Raw genomic sequence first — 19,254 nt, 5'->3', positions numbered from 1 at the left:
CTCCTCCCGGCCGAGGCCGACCAGCCCATGGTCACCCCTGAGGAGGCCGCCGCGCTACCGGCCGCGCGCCTGGAGGGAGGCCAGGTAGGCGTTGTAGGCGGCCAGCTCCTTGTCGCCGTCCCGGTCGGCGGCCCGGTCCGAACGCCTGGCCACCCGCTGCTCGGACCGGTACCACTGGTACACCAGCGCGATCAGCACCAGTACGGACGGGATCTCGCTGAACGCCCAGGCGATGCCCCCCGCCGCGTTCTGGTCGGACAGGGCGTCGACGCCCAGCGAGGCGGGCGGGTTCGCGTAGGCCTTGACCATCGGCTCCGAGGCCATCATCAGCGCGATGCCGAAGAACGCGTGGAAGGGCATCCCCGCGAACAGCTCCAGCATCCGCATCAGGTACCCGGGCCGGTGCGGGCCCGGGTCCACGCCCATGATCGGCCAGAAGAAGACCAGGCCCACCGCCAGGAAGTGCACCATCATCGCGATGTGCCCGGGCCTGGACCCCATCAGGAAGTCGAACAGCGGGGTGAAGTACAGCGCGTACAGGCTCGCGATGAACAGCGGGATCGTGAACACCGGGTGCGTGACGATCCGCATGTAGCGGCTGTGCAGCAGCGCCAGCAGCAGTTCGCGCGGCCCCTTGCTGCCGCGCCGGGACGCCACGGGCAGCGCCCGCAGCGCCAGGGTCACCGGCGCGCCCAGCAGCAGCAGGATCGGCGAGAGCATGCTGATGACCATGTGCTGGACCATGTGCACGCTGAACATGACCATGCCGTAGTCGTTCAGCCCGGTGCACATCACCAGCGCCACGGTCAGCACACCGGCCGTGAAGAAGACGATCCGGCCGGCCGGCCAGCCGTCACCGCGCCGGCGCAGCCGGACGACCCCCCACCCGTACAGCCCCAGCGCCAGCACACAGCCCACCAGGAAGAAGGTGTCCGGGGAGAACGCGAGCCCCCGCCCCAGCGTGAACGGCGGCAGGTCCATGGTCATGCCGTGCCCGCTGTGATCCATCCGCCGGCTCCTGTTTCGTACGGGGTTGTCCGCTTGCGGGGTCCAGCGTAGAGCCGCCCCCGGCCGCGGCTGCGACCGGGGGCGGCGTTCCGTGCGCGACCTGACTCAGAGGACGGTCTCGGCCTCCTCGTACCGGTCCGACGGGACGGTCTTGAGGGTCTCCACGGCCTCGGCCAGCGGAACCATGACGATGTCCGTACCGCGCAGCGCGGTCATCATGCCGAACTCGCCGCGGTGCGCCGCCTCCACCGCGTGCCAGCCGAACCGGGTGGCCAGGACCCGGTCGTACGCCGTGGGTGTGCCACCGCGCTGGACGTGGCCCAGGATGACCGGCCGGGCCTCCTTGCCCAGCCGCCGCTCCAGCTCGGAGGAGAGCTGGCGGGCGATGCCGGCGAACCGCTCGTGGCCGTAGATGTCCTTGCCGCCCTCGTCGAACTCCATGGTGCCCTCGCGCGGCTTGGCACCCTCGGCGGCGACCACGATCGCGAACCGCTTGCCCGCCTCGAACCGGGCCCCGACGCGGGCGGTCAGCTCGTCGATGTCGAAGGGCCGCTCGGGGACGACGATGGCGTGGGCGCCGGCCGCCATGCCCGAGTGCAGCGCGATCCAGCCGGTGTGGCGGCCCATGACCTCCACGATCAATACCCGCTGGTGCGACTCGGCGGTGGTCTTCAGCCGGTCCAGCGCCTCGGTGGCCACCCCGACGGCCGTGTCGAAGCCGAAGGTGACATCGGTGACGGCGATGTCGTTGTCGATGGTCTTGGGCACGCCGACGATCGGCAGACCCGCGCCGGACAGCAGGCTGGCCGCCTTCAGGGTGCCCTCGCCACCGATCGGGATGATCGCGTCCAGACCCAGGTCGGCGACGTGCCCCCTGGCCCGCTCGACGCCGTCGCGCAGGTGCGCGGGCTGGACGCGGGAGGAACCGAGGATGGTGCCGCCCCGGGCCAGGATGCCGGCCACCGCGTCCAGGTCGAGCTTGCGGTAGTCGGCCTCCAGCAGGCCCTTCCAGCCGTCGTGGAAGCCGATGACCTCGTCGCCGTGGTCGACGACGGCACGGTGCACGACGGAACGGATGACAGCGTTCAGACCGGGGCAGTCGCCGCCGGAGGTGAGCACACCAATGCGCATAGCCCGAAATACCTTTGCAACGTGGGCCGACTCCCGGACCACGTCGTCCGGTTGGATCCCCGCCACCCTACCGGCGGGAGGTGGCGGGGCCGAACCCGGCGTCCGACTGCTGGACGCCGTTCATATGAACGGACGAACCGCTCGGCGGGCCTCAGGCCGGCTGGCTCGCCGCGGCGATCCGCTCGGTCCGCAGCGCCTCGTACCACCGGTCGTCGGTCGGCGGCAGCGCGTTCACATCGAGGGCCAGCTTCAGCAGCAGGTCCGCGATCTGCGGGTTTCGGGCCATGACCGGGCCGTGCATGTACGTGCCGAAGACGGTGTCGTTGTACGCGCCCTCGGTGCCGTCGCCGGTGCCGTTGCCCTTGCCGAACACCGTCCGGGCGAACGGGCGGGCCGTCGGGCCGAGGTGGGTGATGCCCTGGTGGTTCTCGAACCCGGTGAGCTGGGGCAGGCCCAGCCGCGGGTCGATGTCGGCCAGCACGTCCCCCACGCACCGCTCGCCCTCGCCCCGGGTGGAGATCACATCGATCAGGCCGAGGCCCGGCTCGCGCTCCCCGAGGTCGTTGATGAACTCGTGCCCCAGGATCTGGTACCCGGCGCACACCGAGAAGATGATCGCGCCGTTCTCGGCGGCGCGGTTCAGCCCGCCGTCCCGGCGCAGCCGCTCGGCCGCCAGCCGCTGCGGCCGGTCCTCGCCGCCCCCGATCAGGTAGATGTCACCCGAGGTGGGGATCGGCTGGTCGCTGCGCACGTCCACGCGCTGCACGTCCAGGCCCCGCTGGCGGGCGCGCCGCTCCACCACCAGGGCGTTGCCCTGGTCTCCGTACGTGCTGAGCAGGTCGGGGTAGACCCACACCAGACGCAGGCTGTTGTCGCTCATGCTCATGTCCTCAAACCTCTAAGCCGTCACGCGGGGTCAGTTGCCGACGCGCCGGCGCACGTCCTGGAAGGCGGTGTAGTTGGCGATCAGCTCGATCCGGCCGGGCGGGGCGAGCTGCACCGCCTCGTCGACGGTGTCGCACACCCGGAAGTCCAGCCCGGCGACCTCCAGCCGCACCGCCAGGTCCAGCCTGCGGTCGCCGATGACGAAGATCGGGTGGCCGGCCAGCCGGGTGTAGTCGACGTCCCAGAGCCAGGAGGTGTCCGTGCCGTCCGCGCCACGGGCGTTGACGGAGAGGATCACCGGCGTCGGCGGCGGGTCGATCAGGGAGAAGGTCTCGAGCCAGCCCGCCGGGTTCTTGGCGAGCAGCAGCCGTACGTCACGGCCGAGGAACGACACCACGTCGTACCGGCCCGCCACCGCCTGCACCTGGTACATCCGCTCCAGCGCGACCTGCGGCGGCACGCCGAAGACCGCCGCGACGGCAGCCGAGGTGGCGGCGTTGGCCTTGTTGGCGCGGCCGGGGAGCTGGAGGTGGATGGGCCAGGCCGAACCGTGCGGGTCCAGTACGTGGTCACCGCTCAGCGCCCAGCTGGGCGCCGGACGGCGGAAGCCGCACTCACCGCAGAACCAGTCGTCACCGGGGCGCTGCATCACACCGCCGCAGGCGGGGCAGGACCAGGCGTCGTCCTTCCACTCCTGGCCGGCCGCCACCCACACGACGTTGGGGGAGGAGGAAGCGGCCCAGACGATGAGCGGGTCGTCCGCGTTGGCGACGACCACCGCCTTCGTACCGGACAGGCCCTCGCGCCACTTCTCGGCGAGCATCCGGGTCTCGGCGGCCCGGTCGAGCTGGTCGCGGGAGAGGTTGAGCAGCGCGATCGCCTTGGGCGTCACATCGCGGGCCACCCCGGCGAGGTACTTCTCGTCCACCTCGATCACGCCGAACTTGGCGTCCGAGCCGCCCGCCAGCGCCGAGGTGATGCCCGCGGGCATGTTGGCGCCCAGCGCGTTCGAGACGACCGGGCCGCTGGCCCGCAGCGCCTCGGCGATGAGCCGTGTGGTGGTGGTCTTGCCGTTGGTCGCCGACACCAGGACGACGTCCAGATGATGGGCGAGCCGTCCCAGCAGGTCGGGGTCGAGCTTGAGCGCCACCCGGCCGCCGATCACCGATCCGCTGCCGCGTCCCGCCGCGCGGGACACCGCCGCTGCGGCCTTGCCCGCCGTCACGGCCAGCTTGGCGCGCGGCGAGAGTGGCTCTGCGTTGCCAGGGTGTCCTGCCATCGTCCTTGTTCCTCCTAGCGTGGGTCCGGGCTCAGCCTATCGAGATACGGCCGGGCGCCCGAACCGCGCCACCTGTCGGAACGGCCCGCCCGCGGCGGAACGTACGCTGACGGCATGCGAAACCGGCCGATCCCCGGCAGTTCCGGCCGCGTACGAGCCATGCGTCTGCTCGGCGACCCGGTGCTGCACACGCCCTGCGAGACCGTCACCGATTTCGGTCCCGCCCTGTCCCGGCTCGTCGAGGACCTGTTCGCCACGATGTACGCGGCGCGGGGCGTCGGACTCGCGGCCAACCAGGTCGGCGTCGGGCTGCGAGTGTTCGTGTACGACTGCCCGGACGACGAGGACGTCCGCCATGTCGGGCATGTCGTCAACCCGCGTCTCGTCGAGACCGACGGGGTGACGGTGCGCGGCCCGGAGGGCTGCCTTTCCCTGCCGGGCATCGAGGCGGGTACCGAGCGCTTCGACCGGGCCGTGGTGGAGGGCGTCGACCTCCTGGGCGCCCCGGTGCGGGTGGAGGGCACCGGGTTCTTCGCGCGCTGCCTCCAGCACGAGTGCGACCACCTGGCGGGCACGGTCTACCCCGACCGGCTCACCGGGTGGCGGCGGGCGCGGGCGCTCCGGGCGGCGCGCCGGGCGCCGTGGGCCGGCGGGGCGGCGAACGGGGCGTGACGGCCGCGGAACGCTAGAAGCCGGGCGCCCCCGGCCGGTCGTCGGCCAGGGCCAGCCTGCCCCACAGCAGGTCCGCCAGGGCCCGTACCAACTCCTCGCGGGAGCAGGGCCGTTCGCCGAGCCACCAGTCGCCCGCCGCGTGCATCATGCCGACGATGCCGTGGCCCCACATCCGCGCCACCGCGTCGCTGCCCGGCCCGAGGTCTATCCGCTCGGCGATCACCTCCGCGAGGTCCTCGCCCATGCGGCGCAGCAGCGGCGCGGAGTGCCGGCCCACGTCGAAGCCCTGCTCGGCGGGGGCGTCCGACGGCGGCGCCCCGTCCGCCGGGTGCATCAGGAACCGGTACACCTGCGGGCGCGCCTCGATGGCGGCGAGATAGGTGTCGAGGGTCGCCTCGACCCGCCGGCGGCGCTCGGCCGGCGCGTCCAGCGCCGCGCGCAGGGCGGCCAGCAGGGCGTCGGTGTGGCGCTTGGCCAGGGCCCGGTACAGCCCGCCCTTGTCGCCGAAGTGGCGGTAGAGGATCGGTTTGGTGATGCCCGCCTCGGCGGCGATGGCGTTCATGGACGCCTTGGGCCCGTCGCGGAGCACCACGCGGTCGGCGGCCTCGAGCAGTTCGCGTCGGCGCTGGTCGGCCGACCGCTGCTGGTCGGTCCGGTGTGTGGTCTCCATGGTGTGTCTCCCCGCCCGTGCGTTGTCCTGAGGCCCGGGCAACGTAACACCCGGTCCGTGATCGGTGCCGGTTGACAGTCTCCGCGCACCGGCAACAGACTGCGGTTACCGCTAGTAACGCGCCGGGAGGGAACATGGCCGAGTTCACGCTTGACCTCAACGACGACCAGAAGCAGGTCCGTGACTGGCTGCACGGATTCGCCGAGGGCGTGATGCGGCCGGCCGCCGCCGAGTGGGACGAGCGCGAGGAGACCCCCTGGCCGGTGATCCAGGAGGCCGCCAAGGTCGGCGTCTACTCCCTGGACTTCTACGCCCAGCAGTTCTTCGACCCCACCGGCCTCGGCATCCCGATGACGATGGAGGAGCTCTTCTGGGGGGACGCGGGCATCGCCCTGTCCATCGTCGGCACCGGTCTGGCGGCCGTCGGCGTCCTCGCCAACGGCACCGAGGAGCAGATCGGTACCTGGGTACCGCAGATGTACGGCGACCCGAGCGACGTCAAGGTCGCCGCGTTCTGCTCCTCCGAGCCCGACGCCGGCTCCGACGTGGCCGCCATGCGCACCCGGGCCGTGTACGACGGCACCAAGGACGAATGGGTGCTCAACGGCACCAAGACCTGGGCCACCAACGGCGGCATCGCCGACGTCCACGTCGTCGTCGCGGTCGTCGACCCCGCGCTCGGCCCCAAGGGCCACGCCTCCTTCATCGTGCCGCCCGGCACCCCGGGCCTGACCCAGGGCCAGAAGTTCAAGAAGCACGGCATCCGCGCCTCCCACACCGCCGAGGTCGTCCTGGAGGACGTGCGCGTCCCCGGCTCCTGCCTGCTCGGCGGCAAGGAGAAGCTGGACGAGCGCCTCGCCCGTACCCGGGAGAAGGCGCGGAAGGACGGTGCGGGGGGCTCCTCCGAGCGGGTCAGGAACGCCGCGATGGCCACCTTCGAGGCGTCCCGCCCGGCGGTCGGCGCGATGGCCGTCGGCACCGCGAGGGCGGCGTACGAGGTGGCGCTGGACTACGCCAGGACCCGTGAGCAGTTCGGCCGCCCGATCATCGACAACCAGGGCGTCGCCTTCCAGCTCGCCGACATGCGCACGCAGATCGACGCCGCCCGCCTGCTGGTGTGGCGGGCCTCCTGGATGGCGGCCACCGGCAAGCCGTTCACCTCGGCCGAGGGCTCGATGTCCAAGCTGTACGCCAGTGAGGTGGCCAAGAAGGTCACGGCCCAGGCCGTGCAGATCCTCGGCGGCAACGGCTTCACCCGGGACTACCCGGTGGAGCGGATGCACCGGGACGCCGCGATCTACACGATCTTCGAGGGCACCAGCGAGATCCAGCGCCTGGTGATCGCCCGGACGCTGTCGGGAGTGCCGATCCGCTGACGGCCGACGGCCGACGGCCGACGGCTGACGGCCGGCGGCCGGCGGGTGGGGGCCGGTTGGTCCTGGCGGCCGGCCCGGCAGCCCGGGGCCGTACCCGCGGAGGGGCCGGTCGCGCCGGTGGCCGCCGGTGCCGGTGGGGCGCCCGGCCGGGCGCACCGGGCTGGGTGCGCCCGCCCCGGGCCACCCCGTCCCCCCCCGGCGCGGCGGGCCGGGAGCGCCCGGTGGGTCCGGGGCACCGGCCCGCGGCCACGTCCGCATGTGTGGTCATGGCGGGCACGACGCCGCCGGGGCGCGGCCCTACTTGACCGAGCCCGCCATGACCCCCTGGACGAAGTGGCGCTGGAAGGCGAAGAAGACCACCACCGGCACGATCAGCGAGAGGAAGGCCCCCGGTGCCAGCACGTCGATGTTGCTGCCGAACTGGCGTACCTGGGACTGCAGTTCCACGGTCAGCGGCTGCGAGGCGCTGTCGGCGAAGAGCAGGGCCACCAGCATGTCGTTCCACACCCACAGGAACTGGAAGATGGCCAGGCTGGCGATGGCCGGGCGGCCCACCGGCAGCACCAGCCGGGTGAAGATGCGCCACTCGCCGCCGCCGTCCATCCGGGCCGCCTCCAGCATCTCGCGCGGGATCTCGGCGAAGTAGTTGCGCAGCAGGAAGACCGCGAACGGCAGCCCGTAGGCGACGTGGAACAGCACCACCCCGGGGATCGTGCCGAACAGGCCGAGCTGGCCGAACAGCTTGGCCACCGGCAGCAACCCCACCTGCACCGGCACCACCAGCAGCGCCACCACCAGCAGGAAGATCCAGTCCCGGCCGGGGAACTCCAGCCACGCGAAGGCGTATCCGGCGAGTGCCGCCAGGACCACGACCAGGACGGTGGTCGGCACCGAGATGGCGACCGTGTTCCAGAACGCCCGGGTGATGCCCGCGTTGTCCAGCAGCGCGGTGTAGTTGTCCAGGGAGAGCCGGCCGGGGTCGGCGAGCGCCGTCCACCAGCCGCTGGCCGCGTTGTCGCCCGCCGTGCGCAGCGAGGACAGCAGCAGCCCGGCGACCGGGGTGACCCAGACCAGGCCGACGACGGCCAGGAACGCCTGCACCAGGCCGTTGCCCAGCCATCCGCGCAGCCGGCCGGGGGACCGCGGGGCGGTGACAGTGGTGCTCATGACTGACTCCTGCGGAAGCGGCGGACGTTGAAGACCATGGCCGGGATCACCAGCAGCAGGAGCAGCACACCCAGCGCGCTGCCGAGCCCCTGGTTGTTGCCGCCGCCGAAGGACACCAGCCACATCCGGGTGGCCAGCACGGTGGCGTCCTCCTGCACCGGCCCGGGCGCGATGATGTAGATCAGGTCGAAGACCTTCATCACATTGATCACCAGGGTGACGAAGACGACGGTCAGCACCGGTGCCAGCAACGGCACGGTGATCCTGCGGAACACCTGCCATTCGCTCGCCCCGTCGATCCGGGCGGCCTCCAGGGCGTCGCGCGGCAGCGACGACAGGCCGGCGCCGATCAGGACCATCGCGAAACCCGTCCAGATCCACAGGTAGGCGCCGATGATCGCCGGTGTCACCAGCGCCGGGCCGAGCCAGGAGACGCCCTCGTAGGGCGGGGCGAAGTTCTCGGCGGGCAGCCGCACGGTGTACTGGCCCGCCGCGAGGTCGCCGAAGCGGAACGATCCGTCGGCCGCCGTGGTGGCCGTCGCGACGGTGCTCCCGCCGCGTACCGCCTCCACCGTCATGCCCGGCAGCCCGCGCTCGGCCGGGTCGACCACCCCGGGCCGCCCGCCGCCGCCCGGCGTGAAGTCCAGGTACACCGCGCCGCGCAGCTCCCCGGCACCTGCCCGGCCCCGGTGCGCGGGCCTGGCGCCGGCCGGCAGTTCCCCGGGCGGTACGCCGACCAGGCCGAGGGCCACGCTGGTGCCGGGGGAGAGCGGGCCGGCCGTCCGGTACGAGCCGTCCGCCCCCTTCACCAGGCCCTGTCCGTCCCGGGCCCGGGCCCCGGGGTACGAGGAGGACTCCCTGAACGCATCGTGCACGCCGACCACCGCGGCGTTGAGCACCCCCTTGTCGGGGTCCTCCTCGTACGCCAGCCGGAAGATGATGCCGGCCGCGAGGAAGGACACCGCCATCGGCATGAACAGCAGGAGTTTGAAGGCGGTGGCCCAGCGGACCTTCTCCACCAGCACGGCGAGGATCAGCCCGAGCCCGGTCAGCAGGGTCGGCGCGACGACGACCCAGATGGCGCTGTTGCGGATCGCCGTGAGGGTGGCGGGGTCACGGAACATCTCCGTGTAGTTGCCGCCGCCGACGAAGCGGGTGCCGGAGGCGTCGAAGAAGCTGCGGCCGACCGAGAACAGCACCGGGTAGACGACGAGCGCGCCCAGCAGCAGCAGCGCGGGCAGCACGAAGGCCACGGCGACGATCCGGCGGCGGCGTCTGGCGCGCAGCCGCGGGTCCGGCGGGCCGGAACGACCGCCGGACACCGGCGGCTCGGCGGGCGGGGGAGCGGGTGCGGGAGCGGTGACGGTCGTCATGGCGGTCGCCTCAGCCCTTGTTCCGGTACGCCTTGGCCGCGGCGGCCTCCAGCCGCGCCGCGGTCGCGGCCGGGTCGGACGGGTCACGCAGGAAGTCCTGGAGGAGCTTCCACTCGCCCGCGCCCTTGGTGCCCCCGAAGGCGGCCGGCGCCTGGTCGGACATGTCGAAGCGGACCGTGTCCCCGGCGCCGACCAGCGATGTGGCGGTCGCGCGGATGGTGTCGTCGCCGTAGGCGGCGAGGTCCAGCTTCTTGTTGGGCGACAGGAAGCCGCCGGCCTCGGCCCAGACGGCGGCCGCTTCGGGGGTCGCCAGCCACTCCAGGAACGCCATGGCGGCCTTCTGGTTCCTGCCGTCCTTCAGCACGACGGCCGCGTCACCGCCGCTGACCACCGGCGCCTTGCCGCCGGTGACCGCCGGGAAGGGGAAGAAGCGGGCGTCCTGGCCGATCTTCCGGCCGAACTGGTCCTTGGCGACCCCGGCGACGAAGTCACCCTCGTAGACCATGGCGGCCTCCGGCTCGGGGCCGAAGACCTTCGCCACGGAGCCGGGGAAGTCGGTGCTCAGGGCCCCCTTCGGGCCGCCCGCGATCAGCTTCTCGTCGGCGAACAGCCCGCCGAGGGTGGTCAGGGCCTTCACCACGGTCGGGTCGGTCCACTTGATCTCGTGCCTGGCGAGCTGGTCGTACTTCCGGGGCCCGGCCTGGGAGAGGTAGACGTTCTCGAACCAGTCCGTGAGCGTCCAGCCGTCCTCACCGGCGACCGCGAAGGCCGGCAGGCCGGAGTCGGACACGGTCTGGCCGGACTTCAGCATCTCCTCGTAGGAGGCGGGCGGTTCGACGCCCGCCTGCTCGAACGCCTCGGGGCTGTACCAGACGGTCGACTTGTGGGCGGCCTTGAAGTACAGGCCGTACAGGGTGCCGTCGACCGACCCGTAACTCTTCCAGACCGGCGCGTAGTTGCTGTCGACGGACTTCTCGGCCGCCTTGGACAGCGGCTTGAGCCAGTTCCGCCCGGCGAACTGCTGGAGCACGCCCACCTGCGGGACCATCACCACGTCGGGGGCGTTGCCCCCCTCGATCTTGCTGCCGACGACGGTGGAGACGTTGTCGCCGGTCGACACGAACCGGGTCTTGGCGCCGGTCTTCTCGGTGAAGGCGTCCAGCACCTTCTGGAAGTTCTTCTGTTCGGCGCCGGACCACACACCGGCGACGGTGAGGGTCTGGCCGCCGAGCGACTTGTCGCCACCGCCCGCGGCCACCGGGGCGCCGCCGCAGGCGGTCGCGCCGAGGGCCAGGGCGAGCGCGGAGCAGCAGGCCGCGGCGGTACGTCGTCGCATCATCGTTCCTCCAGGTGAGTCGGGAGTCAGGCGGTGAGGTCGCTGATCCACCAGGCGGCGGTGGATCCGGGCAGTTCGCCCGGCGGGCAGGGCCCGCTGGACAGCAGGGGAGCGCCGGGGACCGGGGCGGGCACCGGGGCGGTGGTGAAGTTCACGGCGCAGACGAGTCCGTCGCCGCGTACGAAGGCCAGCACGCCGGGCGGTGACTCCAGCCAGCGCAGGGGGCCCTCGCCCAGTTGCGGCAGGCCCCGGCGGAGCTGGAGCCCGTCGCGGTACAGGTGCCAGAAGGAGCGGGTGTCGGCCAGCGCCCGGTCGGTGGCGTGCTCGGCGAACCAGCCGGGCTGCGGCAGCCACGGCTTGACGCTCTCGGCGCCGGTGGAGAAGCCGAACGGCGAGGCGTGTCCCGACCAGGGCAGCGGGACACGGCAGCCGTCGCGGATCCGGGCCCGGTTGCCGGTGCGGCGGAAGATGGGGTCGGTGAGCACCTCGTCGGGCAGGTCCATGACCTCCGGCAGGCCCAGCTCCTCGCCCTGGTAGATGTACGCGGCGCCGGGCAGGGCCAGCATCAGCAGCGCCGCCGCCCTGGCCCGCGCGGCGCCCAGGCCGCTGCCTCCGGTGCCGGACTCCCCGTACCGGGTGACGGTGCGCACCTGGTCGTGGTTGTTGAGCACCCAGGTGACGGTGGAGCCGGTGCCGGCGATGTCCCGCATCGCCTCGGTGATGACCTTCCGGAAGGCGTCGGCGTCCCACGGCGCGCTCAGCAGGTCGAAGAAGAACGCCTGGTGCAGTTCGTCGGGCCGGACGTACTTGGCGTGCTCGCGGGCACTGGGGACGGACACCTCGCCGACCAGGAGCCGTTCGCGGCCGTCGTGGGCCGTGTACTCCTCGCACACCGACCGCCAGTGCCGCCACACGTCGTGGACCTCGGGCTGGTTCCAGGCGAGCGGGTTGACCGAGTCGCGGGTGCGGGCGTCGGCCTCCGGGTCGGGGGAGTCGGGCAGGGCGGGGTGCTTGAACAGTCCGGCGGCCACGTCGACGCGGAAGCCGTCCACGCCCCGGTCCAGCCAGAACCGCAGCACGTGGTCGAAGTGGGCGGCGACCTCGGGGTTGCGCCAGTTCAGGTCGGGCTGCTCGGGCGTGAACATGTGCAGGTACCACTGGCCCGGCGTGCCGTCCGGCTCGGTGACCCGGCTCCAGGCCGGCCCGCCGAACATCGCGTGCCAGTTGTTGGGCGGCGCGTCGCCGTGCGGCCCCCGGCCGTCGGCGAAGTGGAACCGGGCCCGGGCGTCACCGCCGGGTCCGGTGGCCAGCGCCTCACGGAACCAGGCGTGCTCGCTGGAGCAGTGGTTGGGCACGATGTCCAGCAGCACCTTGACACCCAGCCGGTGCGCGTCCGCGACCAGCCGGCCGAACTCGTCGAGGTCCCCGAAGACGGGGTCCACGTCGCAGTGGTCGGCGACGTCGTAACCGTGGTCGGCCTGCGGGGACGGGTAGAACGGGCTCAGCCAGATGCCGTCGACCCCGAGCTTCTTGAGGTACGGCAGACCGGTGCGGACGCCGGCGAGATCGCCGATCCCGTCCCCGGTGCTGTCCAGGAAGCTGCGGACGTAGACCTGATAGATCACCGCGTCGCGCCACCAGTGGTGGCTGTGGGCTGTGAGCATCACCCGTTGACCTGTTTTCTGCGCGAAGGATGCCCGCCACCGAGAAGCCAGGTAGCGGTTATGCATGCATGTTAGGTATCTGCGCCGAGAGGGTGTCAACGAAGGTGCCGAAAAACGCGAGAAGTTGGGGGCGTATGTCCAGTTATCGCCTGAGAGGGGCAGCGGGACGAGTACCTAACATGTAAGTGGCGCTGAGGTCAGCGTCGCCGTGCGACGGCCGCGAGCTCCTCGGCCAGCCGGCGCACCGCCGCCGCCGGCGACTGGTGCTGCGCCATCGCGTCGTGCGCCACCGCCTGGACGGCCAGGCTCACCTGCTCGTAGTGCGGGCTCTTGGGGCGCGGCGCGGCCGACAGCACACTCGCCCGCAGCGCGGGCAGATACGGGAAGCGCCGCACCAGCGCCGCGTCGCGGTAGAGCGCGGCCCGCACGGGCGGCAGCGCGCCCTCGGTCAGGACGCGGCGCTGTGCCGCCTCACCGGTCAGGAACGCGATCAGGTCGCGTGCCGACTCGGGATGCCGTGCCCGGCCGCTGACCGCGAGATTGGACCCGCCCAGCACGCTGGTGCCCGGCCCGTCGGGGCCCGGCAGCGGCACCGCGCCGAACCTGCCCGCCACCTCGGAGTCCCCGCCGGACGCGCTCACATGGGTGTAGGGCCAGTTGCGCAGGAAGAGCAGCCGGCCGTCCTGGAACGCCTGCCGGGACTCCTCCTCCTTGTACGTCAGGGCCTCCCGGGGAATCCAGCCGTCCCGTACCCCCCGGGCGAGGAAACCGATGCCCGAGCGGGCCGCGGCCGAGTCCACGGTCACCCGCTCGCCCTCGTCGCCGAGGATGGTGCCGCCCGCCGAGTAGACCGCCTCGGCCGCGTTGACGGTGAGCCCCTCGTACGGCAGGAACTGGCCCGCGTACCCTCCGACGCCGTACTTCGGGGCGATCGTCCTGGCCTGCCGCTCCAGTTCCGCCCAGGTGCGCGGCGGGCGTTCGCCCTCGCGGTCCAGAAGGTCCCTGCGGTAGAAGAGCATTCCGGCGTTCGTCACATAGGGGACGGCGTACAGCTTCCCGTCGTACGTCGCCGTGTCCACCACCGGCGGCAGCAGACTCCCCAGCGGGAAACGCTCCCGCTCCAGGGGCGCTATCCACCCGGCGGCGGCGAACTGCGAGGTCCAGGCCACGTCGATGTTGAGGACGTCGAACCTGCCGCCCCCCGAGCGCAGTTCGCTGACCATCTGCGCCCGCGTCTCGTCGGCGGAGTCCGGCAGCTCCACCAGCCTGACCGGCTCGGCGGGGTGCGCCCGGTTCCAGTCGGCCAGGACGTCACCGAGATAACCGGTGAGATCACCGGCCGTCGCCAGCGTCATGGGGCCGCGCCCGCCGCCGCGCTCGCCGGCCGCCGGGGCGCCCGGGGCCGCGTACCCGGTCACGACGACCGCCAAGGCCAGGAGACCCCTACCGGCGGCACGCATCCACCGCATAGGTTCCTCCCGTGCACCGGCGCCGGACCTCTTCGTCCGGCGTCTCGGGCATGTATACCCGTTAGGCATGGGGGATACTAGGGCCCGTACCACATAAGGAGACGCGGAGGGAGAGCACGAGTGCGGCTGCCCCTCCTTGCCCTCCTGGCGCGCGGCCCGGCCCACGGCTACGAGCTCAAGCAGGACCTTGAGCAACTGCTGGGCGCCGCGTACCCTCCCACCAACGTCGGCCAGATCTATGTGACGCTCGGCAGGCTGGAGAAGTCCGGGCTCATCGAGGGCGAGGAGATCGCCCAGCAGAGCCGGCCCAACAAGAAGACCTACCGCCTCACCGACGCCGGGCAGGAGGCACTGCGCGCCTGGTTCGAGGAGACGGCCGACGAGCCGAGGGTCCGGGACGAGTTCTTCATGAAGCTCGCCCTGGCCCCGAAGACCGGCCTGGCCGACCGGACGGCCCTCATCAACAAGCAGCGACGCGAGTACCTCAACACCATGCGCAACCTGTCCAGACTGGCCGCGACCGAGAACCGCGACAACCGCATCGCCCACCTGCTGATCGAGGGTGCCATGCTGCACCTGCAGGCCGACCTCGACTGGCTGGAGCGCTGCCAGGAGGAACTGGAGGAGCCGCAGTGACGGACGCCGCCGCCACAGACGTACCGCTGCTGCGCGCCGAGGGCCTGGTCAAGACGCACCACGGCGAGGGCGCGCCCGCCCACGCCGTGCGAGGTGTCGACCTGACCGTCCGGCCCGGCGAGTTCGTGGCCGTCACCGGCCCGTCCGGCGCCGGCAAGTCCACCCTGCTGCACCTGCTCGGTGGCCTCCAGCGGCCCGACAGCGGCTCCCTCCGGCTCGACGGCGAGCGCACCGACGGCTACAGCGAGGCCCGGTGGGCGGTGGAGCGGCGGCGCCGTATCGGCATCGTCTTCCAGTTCTTCAACCTCGTCTCCAACCTCACCGTCGCCGACAACGTCGAACTGCCCGCCCTGCTGGCCGGTACCCCAGCCCGGCGGGCCCGCGCCGCCCGCGAGGAACTGCTGAGCGAACTCGGCCTGGCGGGCAAGGCGCGCAGCATGCCCGGCGAGCTGTCCGGCGGCGAGCAGCAGCGCGTCGCCCTGGCCCGGGCCCTGGTCAACCAGCCCCGGCTGCTCCTGGCCGACGAACCGGCCGGCAGCCTGGACAGCAAGGGCACCCGCGAGGTCATGCGGCTGCTCACCGGCTTCCACCGGCGCGGCCAGACCATCGTGCTGGTCACCCACGACGCCCGGCTGGCCAGCGCGGCGGACCGGGTGATCAGCTTCTTCGACGGCCGGATCGCCGACGACGCGGAACTGGGCGGCACCCCGTCGCGCGGCACCGGGCTCGCCGGCGTACTGGAACTGAAGGACTGAAACCGTGCGGGCCATGCTGCGCTGGGCACACGCCGATCTGCGGACGCACCGGGGGCAGGCGCTGTTCCTGATCGCCGCCACCGCCGGGATCGTCGCGTCGCTGCTGCTGGCGACGGCCCTGTTCGGGTACGCCACCAACCCCTGGCAGCGGGTCTTCGCCCAGTCCCACGGCGCGCACGTGTGGATCCGCACCGGGCCCATGGCCGACACCGGCCGGCTCGCCGCGCTCGACGGCGTCGAAGCCGTCTCCGGCCCCCACCGCACCCTCTCCACCACCGTCGCCTCACGCGGCGCCCGGGCGGACGCCGAACTGCGCGCCACCGGCGCCGAGCCGCCCGCCACCGGCCGCCCCCTCCTGACGTCGGGCCGCTGGCTGGACGGGGCCGCGCCGGACGGCGTCGTCCTGGAGAGCGCCCTGGCCCGCGCCCTGTGGGCCGAACCCGGCGACCGCCTCACCCTGCCCGGCACCGGCCGCACCCTCACCGTCCTCGGGGTCGCCGACAGCGCCGAACCGCGCTACCGGCCCGGTGAACGGCCCGGCACGGTATGGGCCCTCCCGGCCGCCCTGCCCCCGGACCGCCCCGGGCCCGGCCGGCACCGGGACCAGGAGCACGGCCAGGTCGTCGGCCTGCGGCTCACCGAGGCCGACGACACCGACTACGCGGTCCAGCGCGCCGTCACCGCGCTCGGCGCCGGCGCCGTCACCGACGTCTCCAGCTGGCAGCAGGCCCGCGCCGAGGCGCAGGGCGACACCCGGCTGCTCGGACAGGTCCTCGGCCTGTTCGGCCTCGGCGCGCTGCTCGCCGCCGCGCTCGCGGTGTTCGGCGCCATCAGCACCCGGGTGCGCGGCCACCTGCGCGACATCTCCGTCCTGAAGGCCATCGGCTTCACCCCCGGCCAGGTCGTACGGATCTTCCTCGTCCAGCACCTGGCGTTCGCGGCGCTGGGGGCGGCCCTGGCCACCGTGCTCATCCGGACACTCGGCAACCGTGCCCCCGGCCGGCTCGGCGAAGCCGTCGGGGTGTGGCAGGGCCTGCCCGGACACCCGGCCGCCCTGCTCGCCGTGCCCGGCGCGGCCGTGCTGTTCATCGGGGCGACCACCTGCCTCGCCGCCTGGCGGGCCGGCCGGGTGCCGCCCGTACCGGTCCTGCCCGCCGGAACGGGCGCCGGCAGCGGACTGTCCGGCGCGGCCAGGAGGGCGCTCGGGCTGGGCGTGCCGCCCGCCCTGGTCCTCGGCTGGCACCGGGCCTTCGCACGCGGCCGCCGCGCCCCGGCCACCATCGTCCGCCTCGCCCTGCCGCTGCTGCTGATCACCGTGGCGCTCGGCGCCTGGACCACCATCGAACGCTTCGAGAGCCGGCCCGAGCGGCTGGGTCTGGCCGCCGCCCTGACCGCCCGCCCCGACACGGGCCTGGGCGACCGTGAGGCCCGGGCGCTGCTCGCCCGCGACCCGCGCGTCAGCGCCGTCCACCCCGGCCTGGAGGTCGCCGCGCTGGTACCCGGCCAGACCGGCACCATCGCCCTGCGCGGCCTGGGCACCCGGGAGCGGCCCTACCCGTTCCCGGTCGCCGAGGGCCGTCCCGCCCACGGCCCCGACGAGGCGGTGGCCGGACAGGGGCTGCTCGACCTGCTCGGCGTACGCGTCGGCGACTGGGTACGGGTCACGGTCGGCGGCCACCCCCAGGTGCTCCACCTCGTCGGCCGCAGCATCGAACCGGAGAACGCCGGCCGGGTCATCTCCACCTCGCTGGACACCCTGCGCGAGAACGACCCCGGCCTGCGCGCCACCCTCTACCAGCTCCAACTGCGCCCCGGCGCCGACCCGGGCACCGTACGCGCCGAACTGGCCGACGCGGCCCGCGGCCGGCTCGACGTCCACCAGGTCACCAGCCCCGCCGACCGGCTCTCCCCCCTGCGTGGCGTCGTCGCCGGCCTGATCGCGGTACTCGCCCTCATCGGCCTCACCGAGCTGTCCACCGCCATCGGCGGCACCGTCCGCGACGGCGAACGCGACCTGCTCGCCCTCAAGGCGATCGGTCTCTCCCCGCGCCAGATCACCGCGGTCACCGTCACGGCCACCGGCTGCACCGCCCTGGCCGCCGCTCTCGCCGGCACGGCACTCGGGGTGCCCCTGGCCCACTGGCTGATCGACCACGAGGCCGCCACCAGCGGCATCGGCGCCGGCATCGCCCAGGTCCCGCCGCCGGCCCACCTGCTGGCCCTCATCGCCACCGCCGTCCTGGGCGCCGTCGCGCTCGCCGTCCTGCCCGCCGCCCGCGCGGCCCGCCACCGCCTCGCGGACACCCTCAGCGCGGTGGCCTGACCGGACGGGGCCGGAGGCGACGGCACCGGCCGCGGGACCGGCCGACACGGACGCGGCGCCCCTCCCCGGTGGGGGAGGGGCGCCGCGGGTCCCGGGCGGGGCGTCAGACCGGCAGGTTCGCCTCGATCGCCGCGACCAGCTCCGGCGACTCCGGCTCGGTGCGCGGGCGGAACCGGGTGACCTCGCCACCCGGGGCGATCAGGAACTTCTCGAAGTTCCACTGGACGTCCCCGGCCGCGCCGTCCGCGTCGGCCGTGCGCGTCAGCTCCTCGTACAGCGGGTGCCGGCCGTCACCGTTGACGTCCGTCTTCTCCAGCAGCGGGAACGACACCCCGTACGTCGCCGAGCAGAACGTCGCGATCTCCTCCGCGCTGCCCGGCTCCTGGCCGCCGAACTGGTTGCACGGCACGCCCAGCACCGTGAACCCCCGGCCGGCGTACCGTTCCTGCAACCCCTCCAGGCCCGCGTACTGCGGGGTCAGACCGCACTTCGAGGCGACGTTGACGACCAGGACCGCCTTGTCCTTGTACTCGGCCAGGCTCGTCGGCTCACCGGACAGGGTGCGCAGCGGAATGTCGTACAGGGTCATCGGCGAACTCCTCGTCGGATGTACATCGGCGTCACCGGTCAGCGGCGCCGGAACAGCCCTTCCTGGACCACTGATACCAGCAGCCGGCCCTCGGTGTCGTAGATCCGGCCACGCGCCAGGCCCCGGCCGCCGTTGGCGATCGGGGACTCCTGGTCGTACAGGAACCACTCGTCCGCGCGGAACGGCCGGTGGAACCACATCGCGTGGTCCAGCGACGCCATGTCGAAGCCCCGCTCGCCCCACAGCGGCTCGACGGGGATGCGCACCGCGTCCAGCAGCGTCATGTCGGAGGCGTACGTCAGCGCGCAGGTGTGCACCAGCGGGTCGTCGCCCAACGGGCCCACCGCGCGCATCCACACCGCGCTGCGCGGATCGGCGTCCTCGATCTCCTCCGGGGTCCAGCGCAGCCGGTCCACATAGCGGATGTCGAACGGCTGGCGGCGCGCCATGCGCTCCAGTGCCTCCGGCAGCTCGCCCAGGTGCTCGCGGATCTCCTCCACGAGCGGTGGCAGGGCGTCCGGGTGCGGGAAGTCCAGCCGCGGCGGCAGCTGGTGCTCGAAGCCCGCCTCCTCCGGCTGGTGGAAGGACGCCGTGAGGTTGAAGATCGTGCGCCCCTGCTGGATCGCCGTCACCCGGCGCGTGGTGAAGGACCGCCCGTCGCGGACCCGTTCCACCTGGTACACGATCGGCACCCCGGGCCGGCCCGGGCGCAGGAAGTAGGCGTGCAGCGAGTGCACCGGCCGGCCGTCCCCGGTGGTCCGGCCGGCCGCGACCAGGGCCTGGCCGGCGACCTGGCCGCCGAAGACCCGTTGCAGGGACTCCTGCGGGCTCTGGCCGCGGAAGATGTCGACCTCGATCTGCTCCAGGTCGAGCAGGTCGACGAGTCTCTCGGCGGGGTTCGTCATGCGTCTTTCTCCAGTG

Annotated in this window: 17 protein-coding genes; 5 read left to right on the top strand and 12 right to left on the bottom strand. The window is 73.0% G+C overall.

Annotation, left to right across the window (positions count from 1 at the left end):
* Window positions 1-54: 54 nt before the first annotated feature.
* From AB0H53_RS05715 to AB0H53_RS05700, 4 genes are all read right to left on the bottom strand, one after another.
* A complete protein-coding gene (locus AB0H53_RS05715; RefSeq protein WP_362107701.1) occupies window positions 55-1,008 on the bottom strand; it encodes a cytochrome c oxidase assembly protein in 954 nt (317 codons plus the stop codon).
* Between the two features lie 105 nt (window positions 1,009-1,113).
* Complete coding sequence (locus tag AB0H53_RS05710; protein ID WP_362107698.1) at window positions 1,114-2,139, bottom strand: 6-phosphofructokinase; 1,026 nt, start codon at window positions 2,137-2,139, stop codon at window positions 1,114-1,116.
* 151 nt (window positions 2,140-2,290) lie between these two features.
* Window positions 2,291-3,019, bottom strand: coding sequence for a glutamine amidotransferase (locus AB0H53_RS05705; RefSeq protein ID WP_362107695.1), 729 nt, complete (start codon window positions 3,017-3,019; stop codon window positions 2,291-2,293).
* A gap of 36 nt (window positions 3,020-3,055) precedes the next feature.
* Entirely contained in the window at window positions 3,056-4,303 is a 1,248-nt protein-coding gene (locus AB0H53_RS05700) for a MurT ligase domain-containing protein (protein WP_362107692.1), read from the bottom strand.
* Window positions 4,304-4,417: 114 nt separating this feature from the next.
* Between AB0H53_RS05700 and def the strand changes: the two genes are divergently transcribed.
* A complete protein-coding gene (gene def / locus AB0H53_RS05695; protein ID WP_362107689.1) occupies window positions 4,418-4,975 on the top strand; it encodes a peptide deformylase in 558 nt (185 codons plus the stop codon).
* A 13-nt stretch (window positions 4,976-4,988) separates the two neighbouring features.
* Here def and AB0H53_RS05690 read toward each other — a convergent pair whose 3' ends face one another.
* A complete protein-coding gene (locus AB0H53_RS05690) occupies window positions 4,989-5,645 on the bottom strand; it encodes a TetR family transcriptional regulator (protein ID WP_362107686.1) in 657 nt (218 codons plus the stop codon).
* A 134-nt stretch (window positions 5,646-5,779) separates the two neighbouring features.
* Here AB0H53_RS05690 and AB0H53_RS05685 point away from each other — a divergent pair, with 134 nt between their 5' ends.
* A complete protein-coding gene (locus AB0H53_RS05685) occupies window positions 5,780-7,021 on the top strand; it encodes an acyl-CoA dehydrogenase family protein (RefSeq protein WP_362107683.1) in 1,242 nt (413 codons plus the stop codon).
* 297 nt (window positions 7,022-7,318) lie between these two features.
* On the opposite strand, the gene AB0H53_RS05680 is transcribed toward AB0H53_RS05685, so the two are convergent.
* The 5 genes from AB0H53_RS05680 to AB0H53_RS05660 form a co-directional block, all read right to left on the bottom strand.
* The gene (locus tag AB0H53_RS05680) at window positions 7,319-8,188 is read right to left on the bottom strand and encodes a carbohydrate ABC transporter permease (RefSeq protein WP_362107680.1); all 870 of its coding nucleotides are present in this window, start codon (window positions 8,186-8,188) and stop codon (window positions 7,319-7,321) included.
* On the bottom strand, window positions 8,185-9,561 hold the full coding sequence (locus AB0H53_RS05675) for a sugar ABC transporter permease (protein WP_362107677.1): 1,377 nt from the start codon (window positions 9,559-9,561) through the stop codon (window positions 8,185-8,187). Before AB0H53_RS05675 ends, AB0H53_RS05680 begins: the two co-directional genes overlap by 4 nt.
* A gap of 10 nt (window positions 9,562-9,571) precedes the next feature.
* Window positions 9,572-10,900 carry an ABC transporter substrate-binding protein gene (locus tag AB0H53_RS05670; RefSeq protein WP_362107674.1) on the bottom strand — a complete coding sequence of 443 codons (1,329 nt, stop codon included), beginning with the start codon at window positions 10,898-10,900 and terminating at the stop codon, window positions 9,572-9,574.
* A 23-nt stretch (window positions 10,901-10,923) separates the two neighbouring features.
* On the bottom strand, window positions 10,924-12,561 hold the full coding sequence (locus tag AB0H53_RS05665; protein WP_362107671.1) for a glycoside hydrolase family 13 protein: 1,638 nt from the start codon (window positions 12,559-12,561) through the stop codon (window positions 10,924-10,926).
* Window positions 12,562-12,758: 197 nt separating this feature from the next.
* Window positions 12,759-14,030, bottom strand: a complete 1,272-nt coding sequence (locus AB0H53_RS05660; protein WP_362107668.1) for an ABC transporter substrate-binding protein — start codon at window positions 14,028-14,030, stop codon at window positions 12,759-12,761.
* 120 nt (window positions 14,031-14,150) lie between these two features.
* On the opposite strand from AB0H53_RS05660, the gene AB0H53_RS05655 reads away from it, so the two are divergent.
* The 3 genes from AB0H53_RS05655 to AB0H53_RS05645 are packed head-to-tail and all read left to right on the top strand — an operon-like array spanning window position 14,151 to window position 17,744.
* On the top strand, window positions 14,151-14,666 hold the full coding sequence (locus tag AB0H53_RS05655; RefSeq protein ID WP_362107665.1) for a PadR family transcriptional regulator: 516 nt from the start codon (window positions 14,151-14,153) through the stop codon (window positions 14,664-14,666).
* Window positions 14,663-15,421 carry an ABC transporter ATP-binding protein gene (locus AB0H53_RS05650; RefSeq protein ID WP_362107663.1) on the top strand — a complete coding sequence of 253 codons (759 nt, stop codon included), beginning with the start codon at window positions 14,663-14,665 and terminating at the stop codon, window positions 15,419-15,421. Before AB0H53_RS05655 ends, AB0H53_RS05650 begins: the two co-directional genes overlap by 4 nt.
* 4 nt (window positions 15,422-15,425) lie before the next feature.
* The gene (locus tag AB0H53_RS05645) at window positions 15,426-17,744 is read left to right on the top strand and encodes an FtsX-like permease family protein (protein WP_362107660.1); all 2,319 of its coding nucleotides are present in this window, start codon (window positions 15,426-15,428) and stop codon (window positions 17,742-17,744) included.
* A gap of 103 nt (window positions 17,745-17,847) precedes the next feature.
* Here the strand turns inward: AB0H53_RS05645 and AB0H53_RS05640 are convergent, their stop codons facing one another.
* Window positions 17,848-18,333 (bottom strand): glutathione peroxidase, encoded by a 486-nt coding sequence (locus AB0H53_RS05640; RefSeq protein WP_362107657.1) that lies wholly within the window; start codon window positions 18,331-18,333, stop codon window positions 17,848-17,850.
* A 38-nt stretch (window positions 18,334-18,371) separates the two neighbouring features.
* A complete protein-coding gene (locus AB0H53_RS05635) occupies window positions 18,372-19,238 on the bottom strand; it encodes an acyl-CoA thioesterase II (RefSeq protein WP_362107655.1) in 867 nt (288 codons plus the stop codon).
* Window positions 19,239-19,254 lie beyond the last annotated feature (16 nt).

Source organism: Streptomyces sp. NPDC050856, from assembly GCF_040653855.1.
GTDB lineage: Bacteria > Actinomycetota > Actinomycetes > Streptomycetales > Streptomycetaceae > Streptomyces.
The sequence above is the reverse complement of the archived record's forward strand: the minus strand, read 5'-3'. Positions and strand labels throughout refer to the sequence as shown.